Annotated in this window: 15 protein-coding genes; 8 read left to right on the forward strand and 7 right to left on the reverse strand. The window is 65.0% G+C overall.

The annotated features are described in order from the left end of the window. Positions 1-82: 82 nt before the first annotated feature. Positions 83-877, reverse strand: a complete 795-nt coding sequence (locus tag CH339_RS18135; RefSeq protein ID WP_111435794.1) for an SDR family NAD(P)-dependent oxidoreductase — start codon at positions 875-877, stop codon at positions 83-85. Between the two features lie 272 nt (positions 878-1,149). Between CH339_RS18135 and CH339_RS18140 the strand changes: the two genes are divergently transcribed. From CH339_RS18140 to CH339_RS18155, 5 genes are all read left to right on the forward strand, one after another. Next, positions 1,150-2,523 (forward strand): capsule polysaccharide biogenesis protein, encoded by a 1,374-nt coding sequence (locus CH339_RS18140; protein ID WP_111435795.1) that lies wholly within the window; start codon positions 1,150-1,152, stop codon positions 2,521-2,523. Positions 2,524-2,528: 5 nt separating this feature from the next. Continuing rightward, positions 2,529-3,818, forward strand: a complete 1,290-nt coding sequence (locus CH339_RS18145) for a capsule polysaccharide biogenesis protein (protein WP_111435796.1) — start codon at positions 2,529-2,531, stop codon at positions 3,816-3,818. 57 nt (positions 3,819-3,875) lie between these two features. Further along, on the forward strand, positions 3,876-5,540 hold the full coding sequence (locus tag CH339_RS18150) for a capsular polysaccharide export protein, LipB/KpsS family (protein ID WP_111435797.1): 1,665 nt from the start codon (positions 3,876-3,878) through the stop codon (positions 5,538-5,540). Continuing rightward, the gene (locus CH339_RS24420) at positions 5,537-5,737 is read left to right on the forward strand and encodes a hypothetical protein (protein WP_146610234.1); all 201 of its coding nucleotides are present in this window, start codon (positions 5,537-5,539) and stop codon (positions 5,735-5,737) included. The genes CH339_RS18150 and CH339_RS24420 overlap by 4 nt, the downstream gene beginning before the upstream one ends. Before the next feature lie 186 nt (positions 5,738-5,923). Then, positions 5,924-6,469, forward strand: a complete 546-nt coding sequence (locus CH339_RS18155) for a hypothetical protein (RefSeq protein ID WP_146610235.1) — start codon at positions 5,924-5,926, stop codon at positions 6,467-6,469. 136 nt (positions 6,470-6,605) lie between these two features. Here CH339_RS18155 and CH339_RS18160 read toward each other — a convergent pair whose 3' ends face one another. Next, entirely contained in the window at positions 6,606-7,220 is a 615-nt protein-coding gene (locus CH339_RS18160) for a cupin domain-containing protein (protein ID WP_111435799.1), read from the reverse strand. A 317-nt stretch (positions 7,221-7,537) separates the two neighbouring features. Between CH339_RS18160 and CH339_RS18165 the strand changes: the two genes are divergently transcribed. From CH339_RS18165 to sseA, 3 genes are read left to right on the forward strand one after another with little or no spacing between them, the layout of a single operon-like run. Further along, positions 7,538-8,599: a cysteine synthase A gene (locus tag CH339_RS18165; protein WP_111435800.1), complete on the forward strand. Its 1,062-nt coding sequence runs from the start codon at positions 7,538-7,540 to the stop codon at positions 8,597-8,599. A gap of 2 nt (positions 8,600-8,601) precedes the next feature. Next, entirely contained in the window at positions 8,602-9,330 is a 729-nt protein-coding gene (locus CH339_RS18170) for an alanyl-tRNA editing protein (RefSeq protein ID WP_111435801.1), read from the forward strand. A gap of 41 nt (positions 9,331-9,371) precedes the next feature. Beyond that, a complete protein-coding gene (sseA, locus tag CH339_RS18175; RefSeq protein ID WP_306461184.1) occupies positions 9,372-10,256 on the forward strand; it encodes a 3-mercaptopyruvate sulfurtransferase in 885 nt (294 codons plus the stop codon). Between the two features lie 44 nt (positions 10,257-10,300). Here sseA and CH339_RS18180 read toward each other — a convergent pair whose 3' ends face one another. The 5 genes from CH339_RS18180 to CH339_RS18200 form a co-directional block, all read right to left on the reverse strand. Then, entirely contained in the window at positions 10,301-10,741 is a 441-nt protein-coding gene (locus CH339_RS18180; RefSeq protein WP_111435803.1) for a hypothetical protein, read from the reverse strand. A gap of 147 nt (positions 10,742-10,888) precedes the next feature. Continuing rightward, positions 10,889-11,683: an amino acid ABC transporter ATP-binding protein gene (locus CH339_RS18185; RefSeq protein ID WP_111435804.1), complete on the reverse strand. Its 795-nt coding sequence runs from the start codon at positions 11,681-11,683 to the stop codon at positions 10,889-10,891. A gap of 193 nt (positions 11,684-11,876) precedes the next feature. Further along, complete coding sequence (locus CH339_RS18190; protein WP_111435827.1) at positions 11,877-13,223, reverse strand: amino acid ABC transporter permease; 1,347 nt, start codon at positions 13,221-13,223, stop codon at positions 11,877-11,879. 9 nt (positions 13,224-13,232) lie between these two features. Then, positions 13,233-14,447: an amino acid ABC transporter permease gene (locus CH339_RS18195; protein WP_111435805.1), complete on the reverse strand. Its 1,215-nt coding sequence runs from the start codon at positions 14,445-14,447 to the stop codon at positions 13,233-13,235. A 173-nt stretch (positions 14,448-14,620) separates the two neighbouring features. Further along, complete coding sequence (locus tag CH339_RS18200; protein ID WP_111435828.1) at positions 14,621-15,637, reverse strand: amino acid ABC transporter substrate-binding protein; 1,017 nt, start codon at positions 15,635-15,637, stop codon at positions 14,621-14,623. Positions 15,638-15,899: the final 262 nt, after the last annotated feature.

Consider the following 15,899-nt stretch of genomic DNA (forward strand, 5'->3'; position numbering starts at 1 on the left):
CATCTGCGACCTCTTCGACCCCGAAGAATGCTTCAACTTCCTCAAAGCGTCAGGATATGTCGCAGATTAAACGCAAAGCGCTCTAGTCCTTTCTTCCGTCCGGCTCGATCTCGGCCGAAAATCCGCCCATGAAAAGGTCGCCGATCTTCCTCGGCAGCATCCTGTTGAGGGTGATGCCGACGACCAGCGGCAGCGGGAAGGCGACCATCGCGCGCCGCGCCCGCACGCCCCTCTGAATAATCGTCGCCGCCTTTTCCGCAGAGATTTCAAAGGGTTTCGCCCCCTGGTGCCGCGCCGACATCGCCGAGGTGACGAAGCCCGGGCAGATGATCGTCACATGGATGCCGAACGGCTTCAGCCAGCCGCGCAAGGAATCCCCATAGGCAACGACGGCCGCCTTGCTGGCGCTGTAGGACGGCATGTCCGGCAGCGCCATGATCCCGGCGAGCGACGAGACCAGCGCGATCTGGCCGCGCCCGCGCGTCCGCATCGGCTCGACGATGCCCGAGACCGTGTTGACGACGCCCTTGTAGTTGATCTCCGCCTGGCGCTCCGCATCGGCATCGCTCTCCCGGCTCCGGCCCGGCCCGAGCCCGCCCGTCACCCCGGCATTGGCGATGGCCAGATCGACCGGATGCCGCGCGTCGAGGCCGGCGAGCCAGTCGTGCAGGGCCGCGCGGTCGCGGATGTCGACCTTGGCAGCAACGACGGTCGCGCCCTTCTCCCGGCACTCGCCCGAAATCGCCTCAAGCTTTGCCCCGTCGCGGCCGGTCAGGCCGAGCACGATCCCCGGGCCGGCATAGGCCCGCGCCAGCGCCATTCCGATGCCACCGGTGGCACCGGTGATCAGGATCGATTTCGGGTCGGGTCGAGGCATGCTTTTCGTGTCCTTTCAAGGATATAATAGCCACTAGGGCCGGGCCATCGAGTAGCAGCGGAATCCGGCGCTGTCGAGGCACCCGGACTCCCGCCGGCATTTGCAAGTGAGTTGAATTTGCGCGACTTTTTGCGGGTAAGGAAACTGAATGGCGGCAGCCGGGTGCCATTTCTTGACACCCCCCGGCGCGGATGCTACCCGAGCCTCAATTCTCCCTTCGCCGTGTCCATTGCTCCGGAAAACCGGCGAGCGTTCCGGTTTGGTAATTGGGTATGACAGCGAAACGCCGCCGCGTCTTTCTTTTCCTTCAGGGTCCCCCGTCCAGCTTCGCCAAGCTCTTGAGCGACGAGCTCGACCGCCGCGGCCAGCGCACGATCCGGGTGAACCTGTGCGCGGGCGACCGCATCAACTGGCGCAAGAAGGGGGCCGTCAACTTCCGCGGCAAGTTCGAGGAATGGGCTGATTTCGTCGAGGAGCTGATGCTCCGCGAGGAGGTCACCGACGTCGTCTACTACGCCGACCGCCTGCCCTATCACAAGGTCGCGGCCGCCGTCGCCAGGAAGCACGGCATCGTCCCGACGACCTATGAATTCGGCTATCTGAGGCCCGACTGGATCACCCTGGAACGCGGCGGCATGTCCGCCTATTCCCATTTCCCGAACGATCCGGACACAATCCGCGAACTGGCGGCGAAGGTGCCGGAGCTCGACGGCGAGACCAAGTATCCCTACAAGTTCCGCCACGAGGCCAGCCACGAGGTCGTCTTCAACCTCTCGCAGGTGTTCTTTCCGTTCCTGTATCCGAACTACGATGCGGACAAGTATTATCACCCCCTGGTCGACTATCTGAGCTATATTCCCGGCCTGATGTCGAGCTATGTGAACCACCGGCTCGCCAAGCTGGTGACCCAGAAGGTGAAGCGCCAGAAATTCCCGTTCTTCTTGCTTCCGATGCAGATGCAGAGCGACTACCAGGTGCGCGCCAACTCGCCGTTCACGCACCTTTCCGAAGTCATCGACCTGACGATCCGCTCCTTCGCCGCCCACGCGCCGAAGAACGCGCGGCTGATCTTCAAGGTCCATCCGCTCGACAACGGCCTTGAGGGCTGGGCCCGCATCGTCCGGCGCATCTCCCGCGACGCCGGCGTCTGGAAGCGCGTCTACCTGATCAATGGCGGCAAGCTCAACGTCATGCTGAACCGGGTGCGCGGCACCATCCTCATCAACTCCACGGTCGGTCTGCACGCCATGCGCGCCAACTGCCCGATCAAGGTGCTGGGCGCCGCCGTCTTCGACATCCCCGGCCTCACCTTCCAGGGATCGCTCGACGAGTTCTGGACCAAGTCCGAGCCGCCCGATCCGGAATTGCGCGATGCCTTCGTGCGCGCCGTCGGCGCCACCATCCAGGTCAAAGGCAATTTCTACACGAAGGAAGGCCGTGCCGTCGCCATTCCGGAAATGGCGAGGCGGCTGATCGAAGGCACGGTCAACGAGCCGGACGCCTTCATCGATCCGCCGCCGCGCCTCGAAGCGGCAAAGGTCGCCGGCGTGCCGGTCGTCGACGACGAGACGATGCTCGCCTCCTTCAAGCCCAAGCAACGGCGCAACCAGCCCAGCGAGCCGGCCCAAGCGGGCCCGGCGGGATAGGCGCCATGCCGATCGCGGCGCGGCATCGCACGTTCCTCATCCTGCAAGGCCCGCTGTCGCCGCTCTATGCGCGCCTCGCCGATGCCCTTGAGGGCGCCGGCAGCACCGTCCACCGCATCAATCTCTGCTTCGGCGATTGGCTGCACTGGCGCCGCCCCGGCGCCGTCGCCTACCGCGGCCGGGTCCGCGACTGGCCGGACTTCGTCGACCGCTTCATGGCCGACAACGGCATTACCGACCTCATCCTGCACGGCGACCGGCGCATCTACCACCGGCTGGCCGCCGATTGCGCGCGCCGCCGCAGCATCAGGGTGATCGCCACGGAACTCGGCTATCTCCGGCCCGACTGGATGACCATCGAGCGCGACGCCACGTCGACGGGCTCCCACTTCCCGGACGATCCGGATGCGATCCGCGCGATTGCCGAGAAGGTGCCGGAGCCGGACCTGACGCCGATCTACCGCGGCAGCTTCTTCAAGGTCGCGTTCCCGGACGTCGTCTACAATCTCTCCAACGTCCTGTTCACGCCGCTATGGCCCCACTACCGGCGCCACACGATCTACCATCCGGTGCCGGAATACCTTGCCTGGATCGCGCGGCTGACGGGCGAGAAGCGCCGCAACCGCGAGGCGGGCGACGTCGTGGAGCGCCTGAAGCGGAGCGCCATCCCGTTCTTCGTCTTTCCCATGCAGCTTGAGGGCGACTTCCAGATCCGCGACCACTCGCCCTTTGACGGCATGGCCGATGCGCTGCGGCCGGTGATCGCCTCCTTCGCGGCCAATGCTTCGGAAGAGGCCCATCTCCTGATCAAAGGCCACCCGCTCGACAACGGGCTGGAAAACTGGCCGAAAACCATCGGCGCCATCGTCTCGGCCTACGACCTCGACGATCGCATCCACTATCTCGACGGCGGCCGGCTCGACGAGATGCTGCCCTTCGCCACCGGCATGGTCACCGTCAACAGCACCGCCGGCATCGAGGCCCTGATGCATGGCTGCCCGACGAAAACCCTGACGCCGGCGATCTACGACATCGAGGGCCTGACCGACCGGCGCGAACTCTACGATTTCTGGTCGGCGCCGGAGCCGCCCGACGAGGAGCTGCTTGCCGCCTTCATCCGCGCGCTGACCGGAACGGTGCAGGTGCGCGGCTCGATCTACAATGACGACGGCCTCAAGGCGGCGGTGGAAAACATGGCCGAGCGGATCCTGTCGCGCCGCCTCAACATGCCCGACGCCTATGTGGATCCGCCTCCCCGGCTTGACCGCGCCCGCGCCCTCGGGGCACCTCTATGACCGCCCCGATCGTCGCCCCGGCGCGATCCCTCGTCAGTTCGCAAGGCTGATCCGCCGATGTCCCGCCCGAAAATCCTCCTTTCGCCGGCAATAGGCCGCTGGCGCCACGAGCTCGAAGCGCTCCTCGGCGTCTCCGGAGTGCCGATGTGGATGCCGGCGCGCCTGGCGAGCATCGACCGCGTCATCTGCAGCGCCGCGCCCGGCGACATCAGGCGGGCGGCGCGCATGGCCGAAAGGGCGAAGGTGCCGCTCACCGTCCTCGGGCGCGGCCCGGTCGGCCCGCTTGAGCCGACCCGTTCCGCCGATGCCTGCCCGCTCTCCTTCTGGCGCCTCGATCTTGGCGCAGGCGCCCCGCTGCCGGACCATCCGCGCCGCGCCGCCATCGAGGCAGCGCTCGGCAATGCCGACGCGGCACGCGGAGAAAAACTGCTCGCACTTTGGCAGGACGGCGGTTTTTCGGGCGACGCCCCCGATGGCCTGCCGGAGGCGATCCGCACCGATCTCGATCCCGTGCCGAGCGAGACCGTCTTCGCCGATGCCGTCCTTGCCGGCAGCCTCCTTTATCGCGATCCCTACGACGGTGGCGCCCTCGATCCCGAAGAGGCGCTCGACCTCTATGCCTTCCTTCGCCAGCGCATCCGGGAAAACGACCGCCGCGCCTTTTGCGTCGGTGTCAAATGGTGGAACCACAAGGGCGTCGCCGCGCTGCTCGCAGGACCGACCGGGCCGGCCGTCTTCACCGACGATTTCGACGCGGCCCTTGCCCGGGCAAAGGATGAGAGCGGCCGGCTGATCGCCTGGTCGGCAAGCGCGACGCCGGAACGGGAGGCTGCCTGTGCCGCTGCCGGCGTTCCGTTCTCGCGTATGGAGGACGGGTTCCTGCGCTCCGTCGGCCTCGGGGCGGCGCTTGCCCGCGGCGCATCGGCCGCCTTCGATGCGACCGGCATCTATTTCGATGCCACGCGCCCGAGCGATCTGGAGACCCTGCTTGAGACCCGCGAGCTGACGGACGCCGAAATTGCCCGCGGCCGGCACCTGAAGGAGGCGGTCGTTGCCGCGCGGCTCACCAAATACAATGTCGGGCGGCGGGCGGCGGAAAACGTCTTCCCGAAGGATCACCCCGGCATTCTCGTCCCCGGCCAGGTCGCCGACGACGCCGGTATCCTGAAGACGCTGTCGACGACCGTCGACTGCAGCGGCGCCAGCAACGTCAACGAGTCCCTGCTGAAGGCCGCGCGCGCCCGCAACCCGGACGCCTTCATCGTCTACAAGCCCCATCCGGACGTGGAAGCCGATCTGCGCAAGGGCAAGGTGCCGGAGGACGTGGCACGGCGCTACGCCGATGCGATCGTGCGCGACGTCGACATCCTCGACCTCATCGACGGCTGCGACCGCATCGAGACCGTCTCGTCCCTTGCCGGCTTCGAGGCGCTGATGCGCGGCAAGGCCGTGACGGTTCACGGCATGCCCTTCTACGCCGGCTGGGGCCTCACCGAGGACCTCGCCTCCACGCCGCGGCGCACCCGAAAACGCAGCATCGACGAACTCGTCTTTTGCGCCATGATCGCCTATTGCCGCTACATCGACCCGGAAACCATGCTGCATTGCCGGCCGGAGCGGCTGATCGGCAACCTGTCGCGCCTGCGCGCCGACCGGCGGCACCATCTGCGTTACGCCGCCATCAAGTTCGTGTCCTGGTTCGGCCGCAAGATCGGGCTTTGAGGGACGCCCCGGCGCGCGCGGCCATCGATTTTGCGAACCCGAGACGCGCCAAAACGCACCCAAATCGCACCCTCGGCGATCACACATCCGTGAAAATAATATTTTTCGGTGATTTTTTGCGCCTGCGGATGCTGCGCCGCGAATGCCAGGCCGGTTTTGAGCAAGATATGGAAAAACCCGCAGTTTTCGGCGCCTGACAAGGCGTTCGCGCGACGGCAATTCGCAAGCGCGAAGAGCCGATCACGCAAAACGTTACCGGTCCCGGGCCCCCACATTCTTTAAACGCAAATTCGCCGACACCATCTGTTGTCATGGAACAGAATTGAACCGAGCGTCGTTTACCTGACAGTCAATCGGTCAATTCAATGCCAAGGAGGCATACCATGACTCGTCTGTCGAAGATCGCTGTAGTTGGGATTGCACTGGGCATCGCCGCGACGACTGTCCCCGCATCCGCTGAAACCTTCAAGACGGACAAGTTCACTGTTTCCATTGCCGATGAAGCCGTGACCGGCGACGACGCCCGCTACCAGGGCCTGTGGGTCGGCGACGTCACCCGGGACGGCAAGACCGAAACCTGGCTGCAGCTTTCCGACCGCTATGGCGAGGTCGTCTACGAGGCCGCCATCCACGCCAATGAGAGCCATGTCTTGCCGGGCGGCTATGCGATCGTCGTTCGCGGCAACACCCCGGCCCTGACGGCCAGCAACAAGACCTATACGGATCGCGTTGCCCCCGATGCCACCCAGGTGGCAACCACCCGCATCGTTCGTGAGCCGAACAACGTCGAGAAAGCCGCTGCTACGACCAAGCGCGACATCCGCGCGGCCCACGAGACGGCCATTCGCGGCGCCAAGGTGGCAAACGCCGAGGACACCATCCGCCGCATGAAGGAAGCCTTCGGCACCATGCGCGTTGCTGGCCTCTGATCCGAATCCAAGGCGCCCGACCGAGGCGAAATCACCAGAAGACCTCCACCCCCCGCGTTACAGACGACGCCCGGCAGTCCCCGCTGCCGGGCGTTTTCTTATCGTCGTACGGGAAGGCGGACGGATTGCGCCGGAATCAGATCTCGTCGATGAATTTCAGCGTCCCGACGGTGACGGCGAAGCACAGGCACTCGCCGTCGAAATCCACCTGCTGGCGGTGGACGATCCCGGCACCGGCGATCGACAGGTCGCCGCGAAGATACTGCCGCTGTTCGTCCGTCAGCCCGCCGTCCAGGATCAGGGCGGTCTCGATCCCCTCGTGGTCGTGGGCCGGAATGACGAGCCCGGGCGCCAGCCGGACGATGCGTGCCGCAATCCCGTCATAGGTCCCGATCTCGTGGGAAAGGATGCCCGGCATCATCTCGATCCATTCGATCTGGTCGAGATCGCGGCCGACGAAGCGCCTCAGCGCACCGGGAACGGGCCCGTCCGGTCGCAAGGCGGGAGCCGGCGGAGCGTCGTCCCGGGGAACGGCGAACACGTTTTCCAGCATTGCATCCCGGGCGCTCACCGTGACCGGCGGAAGATCGTCGAGAAGATGGCCCGAGGCGGCCTCCAGGCCGTGCGTGAACGTCCGCGCGTCCGGTGACAATTCCAGGTAGCTGCGTGCCAATACGTCGAGCGGCAGCGCAAGCGAGCCCGCCACATGGGCCGAGAGCAGATCGTCGATGGCGTCAGCGTATTCGGACATGAATCGAGGCTTGTCGCCCGGCTCCCCGTCTGGCCTGCGTTTCTAGAGAACACATATTCCAAGTCTGGCTACGCAAAATACTGCAAATTGGATCAGCGAATAGCCCCCAAAATAGCAAGTCGTTGCCAAGTCGGGCGGTATACACTGGAAAATCCCGGGGGAAATCGACGCAGGCGCCGGATATCCGGCGCCGCGCCCTTATCGCCCGCCCCGCCTGGCCACCGCGCTTGCCCGCCGCCGGCAATTGCCTCTAAATTCGGACCCGTCCAGGGAGCCCCCGCCACGGCAGACCGCCCGGCGGCAACCGAACGAGCAGCATGGCCATCGAAACGCCCGACATCGCCCCGTCCGTCATCGACAGCATCGGCAACACGCCGCTGATCCGCCTCAACCGCGCCTCCGAGGAGACCGGCTGCGAGATTCTCGGCAAGGCCGAATTCCTCAATCCCGGTCAGTCGGTGAAGGACCGCGCGGCACTCTCCATCGTGCGCGATGCCATCGCCAAGGGCCTTTTGAAACCCGGCGGCGTAATCGTGGAAGGCACGGCCGGCAACACCGGCATCGGCCTGACGCTGGTCGCCAACGCCCTGGGCTTTCGCTCCGTCATCGTCATTCCCGAGACCCAGACGGCGGAGAAGAAGGACACGCTGAGGATGTACGGCGCCGAGCTGATCGAGGTGCCTGCCGTCCCCTACAGGAACCCCAACAACTACGTGAAGATTTCCGGCCGCATCGCCGAAAAGCTGGCGGCGTCCGATCCGAATAGCGCGATCTGGGCCAACCAGTTCGACAATGTCGCCAACCGGCAGGCCCATATCGATACCACCGGGCCGGAAATCTGGCGGCAGACGGCAGGCCGCGTCGACGGCTTCATCTGCGCCGTCGGCACCGGCGGCACGCTTGCCGGCGTCTCCATGGCGCTGAAGGAGCGCAACAACGATATCACCATCGGCGTCGCCGACCCGATGGGCTCTGCCATCTATTCCTTCTTCAAGACCGGCGAGTTCCGGGCCGAGGGCTCCTCGATCACCGAGGGCATCGGCCAGGGCCGCGAGACGGAAAACCTGAAGGGCGCACCGGTCGACACCGCGTTCCGGATCGACGACACCGAGGCGCTGACCGTCGTCTACGACCTCCTCAGGAACGAGGGGCTCTGCCTCGGCGGATCGTCCGGCGTCAACGTCGCCGGCGCCATCCGGCTGGCGCGCGAACTCGGCCCCGGCCATACCATCGTGACGGTGCTGTGCGACTACGGCACCCGCTATGCCTCCAAGATGTTCAACCCGGATTTCCTGCGCTCCAAGGACCTGCCGGTGCCGGACTGGCTGGAGCGCGCGCCGAGCGTCGACGTCCCGTTCGAAAAGGTCGAGGAGGCCTGACAATGGCGTATGAGACCGAACCGCTGTTTCGCGAGGACGCGTACCTTGCGACCTGCGAGGCGACGGTCGTGGCCGTCAACGACCGCGGCGGCATCATCCTCGACCGCACCATCTTCTATCCCACCGGCGGCGGCCAGCCCGGCGACAGCGGCCGGCTGGAGCGGCAGGACGGATCGACGATCGCGATTGCCACCACCGTCTATGGCGACGACAAGAGCGAGATCGTCCACGTCCCCGCCGAAGCGGATACCCTGCCCGATCCGGGCGAGAAGGTCGTCTGCCACATCGACTGGGAGCGGCGCTACCGGCACATGCGCATCCATTCCGCGCTGCACCTGCTCTCTGCCGTGCTGCCCTATCCCGTCACCGGCGGCTCGATCGGCGCCGATGACGGCCGGCTCGATTTCGACATTCCGGAAGCCGGCCTCGACAAGGACGAGATCACGGCCGAACTCAACCGTCTCGTTGCGCTCGACGAGCCGCTCGCCACCGAATGGATCACCGACGAGGAGCTGGACGCCAATCCGGGCCTCGTCAAGACGATGGCCGTCAAGCCGCCCACCGGTTCCGGCCGCGTGCGCCTGGTGCGCATCGGCGAGGCGACCGACCTGCAGCCCTGCGGCGGTACCCATGTCGCCTCGAGCGGCGAGATCGGCGACGTGGTCGTCGCCAAGATCGAAAAGAAGGGCAAACAGAACCGCCGCGTGCGCATCCGCTTTGCCGACGCCTGACGCCGAAGAGAGAAAATCACCTTAAAGGGAAGGAAGACCTCGTGAGCGCCTCCATGATCGACGCCCGGTCCCGCTGGATCGTATCGACCGACTGGCTCGCCGGGCACCTTGACGCCCCCGACGTCGTTATCGTCGACGCCTCCTGGTACCTGCCGACCAGCGGCCGCGACGCCGCCGCCGAATACCGCGTCGAGCATATCCCTGGCGCCGTCTTTTTCGACATCGACGCCATCGCCGACACGACCTCGTCCCTGCCCCACATGCTGCCGCGGCCGGAGGCGTTTTCCTCCACCATGCGAAAGATGGGCATCGGCGACGGCCAGAGGATCGTCGTCTACGACGCCGTCGGCATGTTCTCCGCGGCACGGGTGTGGTGGACGTTCCGGCTGATGGGCGTCGAGGACGTCGTCGTCCTCGACGGCGGCCTTGCCGCCTGGCGCGCCGAGGAGCGTCCGCTGACCGACGACATCCCCGACCGCCCCGAGCGCCACTTCACGGCTCGCTTCGACCACGGCGCCGTGCGTGACTTCGCCGAGGTGCGGCACGCCCTTGCCGGAAATACCGCACAGGTCGTCGACCTGCGGCCGCAAGCGCGCTTCAACGGCACGGAACCCGAGCCCCGCGAGGGCCTGCCCTCCGGCCACATGCCCGGCGGCATCTCCCTGCCGATGGCCGAACTGCTGGTCGCCGACGGCAGCCGCATGAAGGAAGCCGACGGCATCCGCGCGGCGCTGACCGGCGCCGGCATCGATCTGCACCGGCCGATCGTTTCGTCCTGCGGATCCGGCGTCAACGGCGCCGTCCTCAACCTTGCGCTGGAAGTGATCGGCCATCCCCACCACGCGCTCTTTGACGGCTCGTGGACCGAATGGGCGAGCGCCGGCGGCGAGATCGAAGACAAGGGGCCAGTGCGCGGTGCCGCCTAGGCGGCTAGCGTCATCCCTACGAGCAAAAAAAGCGGGGAGGCGGGTCAGTCCGTCAGGACGCCTTCGATCTTGCTCGGCGGGGCACCGTTAAGGATCAGCCAGATGCGCCAGATGCGCTGCACGTAGTTGCGCACAACGGGCGGTCCCAGATCGTCGACATCGTCGGCCGGCGCATGCTCGGAGCGGCGCTGCAGCACGACCTCGAAATTGCCGCGAGCGACAGCCGGTCCGTCCGGCGACTCGATTTCCGCCTCCAGAAGCCACGCATAGGGGTCGGCGACCCGCTTGGTGATCTTCGTGGTGGCCGGGTTCGACAGCACGAGCCTGAGGCTTCCGCCGACATCGATCTCGGCCCGTTCGATGACTTCCGGATAGGTGCCGATGAGATCGGTCACGGCGGCGGCATCCGCAACGCCGGTGTCGATGTCGATATCGGCGCCGAAACGGGCGCCCGAGGTGACTTGAAGATCGAGCGTGCGGCCCACGCTCGAGACGTTTCCTGACAGGTGAAAGCTTTGTGGCATTTGGGGGGTTTGAACGCCGGGCATGCCCGACGCCGCATTCCGTCCTTTCCTGTTTGGCGCTTGAGCCGGCGGCAGGGCGGACCCGCGCCGCCCTGCCAGGCCGCGGCGCTAGTGGAGAATCTGGCTGAGGAACAGCTTGGTGCGGTCGTGTTGCGGGTTGTCGAAGAACAGTTCCGGCTCGTTCTGCTCGATGATCTGGCCGTAGTCCATGAAGATGACGCGGTTGGCCACCTGCCGGGCAAAGCCCATCTCGTGGGTGACGCACAGCATCGTCATGCCCTCTTCGGCGAGGCCCACCATCACGTCGAGCACTTCCTTGATCATTTCCGGATCGAGCGCCGAGGTCGGCTCGTCGAACAGCATGATGCGCGGGTTCATGCAAAGGGAGCGTGCGATCGCCACGCGCTGCTGCTGGCCGCCGGAGAGCTGGCCCGGATATTTCAGCGCCTGCTCGGGGATCTTGACGCGCTCCAGATAGTGCATCGCGATATCCTCGGCTTCCTTCTTGGGCATCTTGCGCACCCAGATCGGCGCCAGCGTGCAGTTCTCCAGGATCGTCAGATGCGGGAACAGGTTGAAGTGCTGGAACACCATGCCGACCTCGCGGCGGATCTCGTCGATGCGCTTGAGGTCGTCGGTGAGCTCGATGCCGTCGACGACGATGTTGCCGCGCTGGTGTTCCTCCAGCCGGTTGATGCAGCGGATCATCGTCGACTTGCCGGAACCGGACGGACCGCAGATGACGATGCGCTCGCCGCGTTTGACGGTCAGGTCGATGTCCTTGAGCACGTGGAAGTCGCCGTACCACTTGTTGACGCCGACCATCTCGATGGCGATCTCGTCGGATATCTTGAGCCGGGGGGGCTCGGAAACGGCGGCGGCGGCGCCGGTGGATTCGCTCATGGCATGCTCCTTAGTCTTTCAAATGCGTCAGCGCGCAAAAGGTTCATTTCACCTTGGCCGTTTTCCGTTTTGCCGGCGCATGTCACGGTCGATCTGATCCGCGCAACCAGCCTGTTTGTTATTTTTCTTGGCTTTCGGGCCCGCGACATCGCACATCCGTGGTCGGCACGGGCCCTGATCGCAGAACAACCCTCTAGCGTTTGTGTCCGGTATCGAGGCGGCGCTCCATGTAGATGGAGTATCGGCTCATGCTGAAGCAGAAGACCCAGAAGATCAGTGCGGCGACGAGATAGCCCGTGTGGCTCTGCGTCGGCGACGCCCAGTTCGGGTCGGTGTAGGAGCTCTGGATGATGCCGAGGAGGTCGAACAGGCCGATGATCAGCACCAGGGTCGTGTCCTTGAACAGGCCGATGAAGGTGTTGACGATGCCCGGAATGACCAGCGTCAGCGCCTGCGGCAGGATGATCTTCGACATCATCTGCCAGTACCTGAGGCCGAGCGCCATGGCGCCCTCATATTGCCCCTTTCCGATCGCCTGCAGGCCGCCTCGCACCACCTCCGCCATGTAGGCGGACGCGAACAGCGCCACACCGATCAGTGCCCTGAGCAGCTTGTCGAAGGTGATCCCCTCCGGCAGGAACAGCGGCAGCATCACGCTCGACATGAACAGGACCGTGATCAGCGGCACGCCGCGCCAGAACTCGATGAAGATCACCGAGATCAACCGTACGATCGGCAGATTGGAGCGCCGCCCGAGGGCGAGCGCGATGCCGATCGGCAGCGATGCGGCAATGCCGGTGACCGCGATGACGAGTGTGACGAGCAGGCCGCCCCACAGCGGCGTCTCCACCTCGACCAGCCCGAAATCGATGCTTGCCACGAAGAACAGGGCCGCCAGCACGCCGAACCCGGCAAGGATGCTGAGCGCGGTGCCCTTGGCGTTGCCGCCGGCCTCGCGCGTCAAAAGGTAGATGCCGCCGGTAACCGCGGCAGCAACCAGGAGAAATTCGATCCAGAACCGCAGTTCGCCCTCCGGCATCGGCAGGAAGAAGCCGGCATAGGTGAAATCGCCGCCGGTGAGCAGGATCAGCGCGGCGACCGGGAAGAACGCCAGCATGTAGATCAGGCCCTCGCGCTTGAAGGGCATCTGCGGCACCAGCAGCGGTACCAGGCCAATCGCGAACAGGAAGAACGTCAGATTGACCCGCCAGCGCTCCGGATCGGGATAACGGCCATAGATGAAAGTCCAGAAATAGGCCTCCACATAGGGCCAGCAGGCACCATGGGCCTGGGCGCAGGCCGTCCGGTCCTCACCCTCCCAGACCGCATTCACCAGAGTGAACTCGATGAGCGGCGGCACCACCAGGTAGACGATATAGATACCAAGCAGCGTCAGGATCGTGTTGGGAATGCTGGAGAAGAGGTTGGCCCGCATCCAGCCGATGGCGCCGACGCTGCTGGACGGCGGCGCCGCATCCTCAACCATACGGTCGCGGACATAGGCCTCGCTGGTGGACTCGTCGGCGTGCGTCATGGTCATGTCCGTCACCTACCGTTCCACCAACGCCATGCGTTTGTTGTACCAGTTCATGAACGCCGAGGTCAGCAGCGATATGCTGAGATAGACCAGCATCCAGATGGCGATGATCTCGATCGCCTGACCGGTCTGGTTGAGCACCGTGCCGCCGACCGAGACGAGATCCGGATAGGCGATGGCGACGGCGAGCGAGGAATTCTTCGTCAGGTTCAGGTACTGGCTGGTCAGCGGCGGGATGATCACGCGCATCGCCTGGGGGATGATCACCAGGCGCAGCGTCGATCCCGGCCTCAGGCCGAGCGCATAGGACGCTTCGGTCTGGCCGTGGCTGACGGCAAGGATGCCGGCCCGGACGATCTCGGCGATGAAGGTCGCCGTATAGAGCGAGAGCGCCAGAAGCAGCGACAGGAATTCCGGGATCAGCACAAAGCCTGTGCCCTCCTGGAAACCGCGCATCAGCATCGGCCCGGTATCCCTGAATTCCGGATAGGAAATGCTGATCGGCATGCCGGTGGCGAGAAAGACGATCAGCGGCAACACGACGATAAGCCCGATCGCCGTCCACAGCACCGGAAACCGCTGGCCGGTCGCGGCCTGGCGCTTCGCCGACCACCCTTTGATCACGAATGAGATGACGATGGCGAGGATTAGCGCGATCACCGTCGGCGTCGAGCCCTCCTCAAACACCGGTGCCGGGGCGCGCAGGCCGGCGATGTTGAGGTGCACGCCGGGAACGATGGTGCCCATTTCCCGCTTGCCGGGAACGGCGCGCAGCACCGCGAAATACCAGAAGAAGATCTGCAGCAGGAGCGGGATGTTGCGCAGCACTTCGATATAGACATAGGCGATGCGCGAGATCACCCAGTTCTTCGACAGGCGGGCGATGCCGACGATGAAGCCGATGACGGTGGCGAGGAAAACGCCGATGCCGGCAACCAGCAGCGTGTTGAGAAACCCGACGAAAAGCGCCCGGCCGTAGTTGGAGATTTCCGAATACTGGATCAGATTCAGGATGATACCGAAACCGGCGGTCTCGTCGAGAAACCCCCAGCCGGTCGCCATGTTGCGCTGTTCGAGGTTGGTCCTGGTGTTGTCGATGATTTCCCAGATCAACCAGGCGAGCGCCAGAACCAGCAGGATCTGGTAGAAGGCGCCGCGGACCTTGGGATCGTTGATCCAGGATGCGCGATCGGTTGCCCGCTCAGGACGGGCGTCTTCAACGGCCATAGGCCATAGTCCCCTCTTTGCCTCGTCACGCAGACGCGGCACTCCCGTCGCCCCGACGGGGCACCCCATGTGCAATTGAGCTCGCTGCGGCGGTTGGAAGGATTTTTTTTAAAGTCCGTCCGCAGCGCGGGCGCCCCGGCCGCAAGGGCCGGGACGCAAGCTTTTGAGGGTCCTTAGCGGACCGGCGGTGCGTATTGCAGGCCGCCCTTCGACCACAGGGCATTGAGGCCACGGGCGATGCCGAGCTGGGTCGACGGACCGACATTGCGCTCGAACATCTCGCCGTAGTTGCCCACGTGCTTGATGACGTTGTAGGCCCAGTCGTTGGACAGGCCGATGGCCTTGCCGTATTCGCCTTCCGTGCCGAGCAGGCGCTTGACGGACGGGGTCTCGCTGTTCTTCATCTCGTCGACATTGGCGCTGGTGACGCCCAGTTCCTCGGCGTTGATGGCGGCGAAATGCACCCACTTGGCGAGGTTGAACCACTCGTCGTCACCCTGGCGCACGACCGGGCCGAGCGGCTCCTTGGAGATGATCTCCGGCAGCACCATGTGCTCGTCCGGATTGGTCAGCTTCAGGCGTTGGGCATAGAGGCCCGAGGCGTCCGTGGTGTAGACGTCGCAACGGCCGGCGTCATAGGCCTGCACGACCTCGTCGGCCTTCTCGAAGGCGACGATCTGGTAGGGCATGTCCTTGGAGCGGAAGTAGTCGGCGACGTTGAGCTCGGTGGTGGTGCCGGTGTTGGTGCACACATTGGCGCCCGACAGCTCCAGTGCGGAGGCAACGCCGAGCGACTTGCGGACCATGAAGCCCTGGCCGTCATAGTAGTTGACGCCGACGAAGTTGAGGCCGAGGGCCGTGTCGCGGCTCATCGTCCAGGTCGTGTTGCGCGGCAGCACGTCGATCTCGCCGGACTGCAAGGCCGTGAAGCGCTCCTTGGCCGACAGCGGGGAGAACTTCACCTTGGACGGATCGTTGAAGATCGCCGCGGCCAGCGCCCGGCAGTAGTCGACGTCGAGGCCGGTCCAGTTGCCCTGATCGTCCGGATTGGAAAAGCCCGGCAGGCCCTGGCTGACGCCGCATTGCACGAAGCCCTTTGCCTTGACGTCGTCAAGCGTGCCGGCATTGGCGGCGGTCGCGGCCAGCGCGACGGCGGCACCCAATACCAAAGGCATAATTTTCATTGTCATGATCACTCGCAGCCTTTTCTGTTACCCTCGTTTATGATTTTTCACGGATGGCGAATTACCCCGCCACGCGGCTGTCCGACGGCGCATCGGGAAAACATAAGTATAACTCCCCCTCACACCGGCGGAACCGCCGTCCGTCGGTTGCCATCACAGGGCATTTAGCACCCCGGGTCAAGGGGTTGCACGCACAAAGCAAAAATGCTTCATCGATCCCTCCCCCACCGGCCCGGCCCGGATTTCCGCGCCGCAGCAAGCTCAAGAC

The sequence above is a fragment of the Rhodobium orientis genome (assembly GCF_003258835.1).
GTDB classification, from domain to species: Bacteria; Pseudomonadota; Alphaproteobacteria; order Rhizobiales; family Rhodobiaceae; genus Rhodobium; species Rhodobium orientis.